General features: G+C 50.0%; 2 protein-coding genes. One reads left to right on the top strand and one right to left on the bottom strand.

What is annotated here, in order from left to right:
• Positions 1 to 250: 250 nt before the first annotated feature.
• Positions 251 to 2,575: an endopeptidase La gene (lon, locus tag AB1797_12175; GenBank protein ID MEW5768355.1), complete on the top strand. Its 2,325-nt coding sequence runs from the start codon at positions 251 to 253 to the stop codon at positions 2,573 to 2,575.
• A 4-nt stretch (positions 2,576 to 2,579) separates the two neighbouring features.
• Here the strand turns inward: lon and carB are convergent, their stop codons facing one another.
• On the bottom strand, positions 2,580 to 5,864 hold the full coding sequence (gene carB, locus AB1797_12170; GenBank protein MEW5768354.1) for a carbamoyl-phosphate synthase large subunit: 3,285 nt from the start codon (positions 5,862 to 5,864) through the stop codon (positions 2,580 to 2,582).
• Positions 5,865 to 6,600: the final 736 nt, after the last annotated feature.

Here is a 6,600-nt window from a genome sequence, read left to right as displayed (position 1 = left end):
CCCTCCCATCAAGGGAGGGGAAGCTTTTATGCCAACGCTGTCGTCGGTACAAAAGGAGATGAAACTTAACCCATAGCACTATAATCTGTAATGAGCTTACTTTTTTAACTTGATTTTGAGTAGATACGAATCCTCGAACCCTGCTCTCACCGCCCAGGAACTTTGGCCGAGCTGGATTACTGATTGCAAATGGTGGAATGCGGCATGCGGATGACGGATTTATCCCCATCCGAAATCGTCAGGAGGAATTATGGAAGAAAAAAGAAATATACCCAAAGATCTGCCTATCTTCCCCACCCGGGAGGTAGTGATTTATCCAGCGATGATTGTCCCTCTTCTGGTTGGCCGGGATGAAAATATCAAATTAATTGATGATGCCTCGGTAGGGGATCGGATTATTGGCCTTTTTGCCCAACGAGACGGCGAAAAAGAAAAGATATCCGAAGACGATATCTACCGAGTTGGGACAGCCGGGCAGATACTTAAGATGCTTAAGCTGCCGGATGGCACGGCGCAACTTCTGGTCCAGGGACTGAGCCGGATAAAACTTAAGCGGGTGTTCCAGGATGAACCTTATTTAAAGGGAACAGTAGAAGAGATATTTATCGAAGAATCAGAGGGTATAGAAACCGAGGCGATGAGGAGGAATCTTCTTGATCTTTTAAAACGGGTGGTTTCTCTTTCACCCCGCATACCCCAGGAATTTTATATCAGCGCCTTGAACCTTAAGCATCCTGGTAATCTGGCTGATCTGGTGGTGGCCAATCTTAATCTGGAAGTTAAGGAACAGCAGGAGTTCTTAGAAACAATGGATCCAAAGAAACGCCTGGAGAGAGCCACCCTTTTGCTCACCAAGGAATTAGACTTGTTAGAGATCGGTTCAAAGATTCAGTCTGAGATCAGAACCAGAATAGATAAGAACCAGCGGGAATATTTCTTGCGGCAGCAGCTTGAGGCTATTAATAAAGAACTGGGACAGGAAGATGAGCAGGCCATAGAGATAAAAGAGCTTGCCCAGAAGATCGAGGCGGCCAAGATGCTTGAGGAAGTGGAGAAGGAGGCGAAAAAGGAGTTAGACCGCCTGGGCAAAATACCTCCGGCCGCCGCCGAATATACGGTAGCCCGGACTTATCTTGATTGGCTGATTAATCTTCCCTGGGCCATAACGACCGAAGACAGGCTTGATTTGCCTGAGGCTGCGCGGGTTCTTGAGGAGGATCACTATAATTTGGAAAAGGTAAAAGAACGTATTTTGGAATACCTGGCTGTCCGGAGTCTGAAGAAAGATATGAAAGGACCTATCCTTTGTTTTGTCGGCCCGCCGGGGGTGGGTAAGACCTCACTGGGTCGATCCATTGCCCGGGCCCTGGGCCGGAAGTTTGTCAGGATTTCTCTGGGAGGTATCCGTGATGAGGCCGAAATCCGGGGACATCGCCGCACCTACATCGGGGCGCTGCCTGGCCGGATTATCCAGGGCATCAAGCGGGCCGGATCAAGGAATCCTGTTTTTATGATGGATGAAGTAGACAAGATTGGGGCTGATTTCAGAGGTGATCCGTCGGCCGCCTTACTCGAGGTCCTTGATCCGGAGCAGAATAATGCCTTTTCCGACCATTACATTGACCTGCCTTTTGATCTCTCCCAAGTGATGTTTATCACTACCGCCAATATTGTTGATCCCATCCCCTCTGCCCTTCGGGATCGAATGGAGACCCTTGACCTGCCGGGGTATACTGAAGAAGAAAAGCTGGCTATTGCTCAAAAATTTCTTGTTCCCAGACAGTTAGCTGAACACGGGCTTAAGGAGGAAGATTTAAGCTTTGAGCCCGAGGCCCTGTCCCGAATTAGCCGGGAATATACCCGTGAGGCAGGCCTGCGGAATTTGGAGCGAGAGATAGCCACTATCTGTAGAAAAGTAGCCAGAAAAATAGCCGAAGGCAAAGAGGGCGGGAAAAAGATTAGGACGGCGGATGTGCCCAAGTTCCTCGGCCCCCTTAAATTTTTCTTAGAGGTGGCGGAACGAAGGTTAGAACCCGGCGTGGTCATTGGTCTGGCCTGGACACAAACCGGGGGTGACATCCTTTTTATTGAGGCTGCCAGGATGAAGGGAAAGAAAGGGCTTACCCTGACCGGCCAGTTAGGCGAGGTGATGCAGGAGTCGGCCAGGGCAGCCTTAACCTACGTCCGAACCAGGGCAAAAAACCTTGGCATTGCCGAGAATTTCTTTGAACATACGGATATTCATATCCACGTTCCCGCCGGAGCTATCCCCAAAGACGGGCCTTCAGCCGGCGTAAGCATAGCGGCCGCCCTGGCTTCTTTGCTCAGCAATCGACCCTCAAGGCCCTTTGTGGCTATGACCGGCGAGGCAACCCTGCGGGGCCAAGTTCTACCTGTGGGCGGCATCAAGGAAAAGATTCTGGCGGCCAGAAGAGCCGGCATTAAGACGGTTATCTTGCCTAAAAAAAACGAAAAGGACTTGATTGATATCCCTGAGCATGTAAAGAAAGAACTGGAATTTATCGGCGTAGAAACTATTGATGAAGTCATTGAGCAGGCCCTGGAAAGGGGATGATCTTTCAGCCGGCTTCGAGGATTCCAGGGTTTAAACCGGCCAGGAACTTAGGCCGTGTGGGACTAGACTGATAGTATTCTCCCAAGGCTCGAACGGGAATATCTTTCTTTTTAATTAAGGCCTCAATCGCCTGGACAGCGGCGGCGGCCGCCTGAATGGTGGAGAGACAGAGGACGCGGTTCAGGATGGCTACCTTGCGGATGGAGAGATCGTCTTGTTTGGGCTCTTTACCTGAAGGGGTGTTGATAATCAAATCAACCTGGCCGGCCTGGATATAGGCCAGGATGTCCTTCTTCTCCCCAGGAGGCCTCATCTCATATACCTTGTAGACCATCTTTACCTTGATCCCATTTCTGGCCAGGACTTGAGCGGTGCCCCGAGTAGCCAGGATATTGAATCCGAGGTCTTCCAGCCTCTTGGCAATAAATATGATGGCCCGTTTATCCTTATTTTTGACGCTGATAAAAACGGTCCCTCTTTTGGGCAATACCTGACCAGCTCCAATGAGGCCCTTGGCAAAGGCCAGGCCGTATTCAGGGTCGAGGCCGATCACCTCTCCGGTAGACCTCATCTCCGGACCAAGCCGTCCTTCCACGCCTTTAAATTTGTGGAAGGGAAAGACAGGCACCTTGACGGCAAAGTAGGGCATCTCGACTTCATGGGTGAAGCCCAAATCTTTAAGGCTTTTGTGGCCGGTCATTACCTTGGCCGCTATTTTGGCCAGGGGGCAACCAATGGATTTGCTGACAAAAGGGATGGTTCGGGATGCCCTAGGGTTGACTTCCAGGACGTAGAGCCGATCTCCTCTAAAGGCAAACTGGATGTTTATCAGACCGCTCACCTCCAACTCCAGGGCCAAGGCCCTGGTTTGTTTCCGAATAAGGTCTAATTGTTCATCCACCAAGGTATACGGCGGCAGAACCACTATGCTGTCTCCTGAATGGATGCCCGCCTCTTCTATGTGTTCCATAATACCGCCAATCACTACTGTCTTTCCGTCTGAGAGGGCATCTACATCGACTTCAATGGCGTCTTCTAAGAACTTGTCTATGAGAACCGGATGCTCCAGTGAAGCTGAGGCAGACAGGGCCTTTTCCATATAATTCTCCAGGGATTTCTCGTCATAGACGATCTCCATCGCCCTTCCCCCAAGGACATAAGAAGGCCGGATAAGAATAGGATAACCTATCTGAGCGGCTGCCTTTTTGGCCTCTTCCAGGGAACTGACCGTGCTGCTGGCCGGCTGGAGGAGGCCAAGTTTATCCACCACTTCCTTGAATCTTCCCCTGTCTTCTGCCCGGTCAATGGAATCAGGAGAAGTGCCTATGATGGGCAGTTTTTTATGCCAGAGCGGTATGGCCAATTCTAAAGGCGTCTGGCCACCAAACTGGACGATCAATCCGTCAGGTTTTTCTCGATCCGTGATGTTTAAGACATCTTCGAGGGTTAAGGGTTCAAAATAAAGTCGGGTGGAGATGTCATAATCGGTGCTTACTGTCTCAGGATTGGAGTTGACCATAATGGTCTCTATCCCCTCCTCCCTGAGGCTCATCGCGGCGTGGACACAGCAGTAGTCAAATTCAATCCCCTGACCGATCCGGTTGGGTCCGCTTCCCAGGACCATAATTTTCTCCTTATTACTGGACTTGGTCTCGTCTTCTGATTCGTAGGTGGAGTAATAATAGGGTGTGTAGGCCTCAAATTCAGCCGCGCAGGTATCCACGGTTTTAAAGGCGGCTTCAATGCCGTTACTCTTTCGAGCTTGCCGGATGGAATCCTCATCCTGACCCACCAAATCGGCTAACTCCCGGTCAGAAAAACCATACTGTTTGGCCTTCCGCATAAGCTGGGGCGAGAGGCGGCCCGTGCCGACGATTTCCTTTTCTAAGCCTATAATCTGCCCGATATTGTAAAGGAAAAAAGGGTCAATCTTAGTCAGCTCAAAACACCGCTGAATATCCATCCCCTGCCGCAGGGCTTCGGCCACTAAGAACAACCTTTCCGGAGTGGGACGGCGAAGCCCCTCTTCTAATTCCGTTAGATTGAGTGGCCTTCCATTATTTCGGAGGCCAAATCGGTCAATTTCAAGTGACCGGAGACCTTTCTGCACGGCCTCCTTAAAGGTTCGACCAATGGCCATAGTTTCACCCACCGATTTCATCTGGGCATCCAGGACAGGCGAGGCCTCTGGAAACTTCTCAAAGGCCCACCGGGGGATCTTAACTACCACGTAATCAATAGTCGGTTCAAAGGAGGCCATAGTTTCCCGGGTAATGTCATTGGGCAGTTCATCCAGGGTGTATCCGATAGCTAATTTAGCCGCAATCTTGGCAATGGGAAATCCGGTCGCCTTTGAGGCCAGAGCCGATGACCTGGAAACCCTCGGGTTCATCTCGATCACTACTAACCGGCCATCTTCCGGATTAACCGCAAATTGGATATTCGATCCGCCGGTATCCACGCCGATCTCCCGCATAACCGCCACCGCCGCATCTCTCATCCTCTGATATTCTTTATCAGTTAAGGTCTGGGCCGGGGCAACCGTAATGGAATCTCCGGTGTGAACGCCCATTGGATCAAGATTCTCAATGGAACAAATGATGACTACATTGTCCGCTTTATCCCTCATTACCTCCAGCTCGTATTCCTTCCAGCCTAGGACGGATTCTTCAATAAGGGTCTTATGAAAAGGGCTGGACTGTATAGCCCAACCGACCACTTTTCCCAGTTCCCAGGGTTCGTAAGCTATGCCGGCGCCGCTTCCCCCCAGCGTAGAGAAAGGTCTGACCAGGAGAGGGTATCCAACGGTAGCCGCGATTTTCTCAGCCTCTTTCAGGCTTGAGGCTGAACCACTTTTAGGCAGATCAAGGCCAATCCGCTGCATAGCCTTTTTAAACAAATCCCGATCTTCGGCCATCCTGATGGTTTCTGCCCTGGCCCCAATCATCTCCACACCGTATCGATCGAGGCAGCCTTGTTCCGCCAGTTGAAGGGATATATCTAAGGCGGTCTGTCCGCCCAGGGTGGGCAGGAGGGCATCCGGTTTCTCTTTGGCCATAATCTTTTCGACTACTTCTACGGTAATGGGCTCACAGTAAATGGAATCGGCTGTATCCGGGTCGGTCATAATAGTGGCCGGGTTATTATTCACCAGGACCACCTCGATGCCTTCCTCTCGAAGGGCACGGCATCCCTGGGTGCCTGAATAATCAAATTCACAGGCCTGTCCAATTACGATCGGCCCAGAGCCAATAATCAAAATCTTTTTGAGGTCTTTTCGCTTTGGCATGTTAGTTTCGAGTTCGGGGCACCCGCTTGCGGGTCGTCGAGTTTGGCGTTCAGAGATCCTCCCTACTCACCACTCGAAACCCGCCACTTACCACTTACAGTAACGGTAACTACTTCAACCTTAAAAGCCTTCCACCTTCCGTCTATCCACCTGAGTAGTCACCAGTAACTATACTATGACCGGCCAGGATTGTCAAGAGGAAAAGTTTTCACCCTACAGACCAGGTAACTATTCAGCCACTGATTAACACGGATTAGCACGGATAAATAGCAGATAGCAGAGGACAGAAGACAAAGGTGAGAGTAAGGGCAACCCCTTGTGGTTGCCCAACTGTGGTTGCCTTACAGACACGAATCACGGACACGGTTCACGGATTTAATGATTCATATATTAAAAAAATCAGTGTTTCATCCGTGTCCATCCGTGGCTGAATAGTTACCAGACCAGCAGAAATAGTTAAAGGATTTTGGGCCTTGAGCCGATATATATAACAGAAGTAAATAGGTTAGGTGTAGTTTTGTTTCTCCCGGTTTCTATACCTGATCGGTTTACGGAACTAATCTTTATGCGGAAGCTAAGTGGGTACCCTCACCCACTTAGCTTTTTTTTGGACGGTTCATAACCGTCCAATTTTCTGTGAAACCTTGCGGTTAGTTCATTATCGGCTATAGCATCATCATACCATTTTTTTCTACAAAACTACTTTTCTCGTCTTAACTTCCCCGCAAATATCTCT

It is taken from the genome of bacterium, from assembly GCA_040753085.1.
Taxonomy (GTDB): Bacteria; UBA9089; JASEGY01; order JASEGY01; family JASEGY01; genus JASEGY01.
This window is presented reverse-complemented; position numbering and strand designations above follow the sequence as displayed.

What these genes read in the sequence shown, in the direction of transcription:
- lon (MEW5768355.1), top strand. Translation starts at nt 251, where the DNA reads ATGGAAGAAAAAAGAAATATACCCAAAGATCTGCCTATCTTCCCCACC.
- carB (MEW5768354.1), bottom strand. Translation starts at nt 5,864, where the DNA reads ATGCCAAAGCGAAAAGACCTCAAAAAGATTTTGATTATTGGCTCTGGG.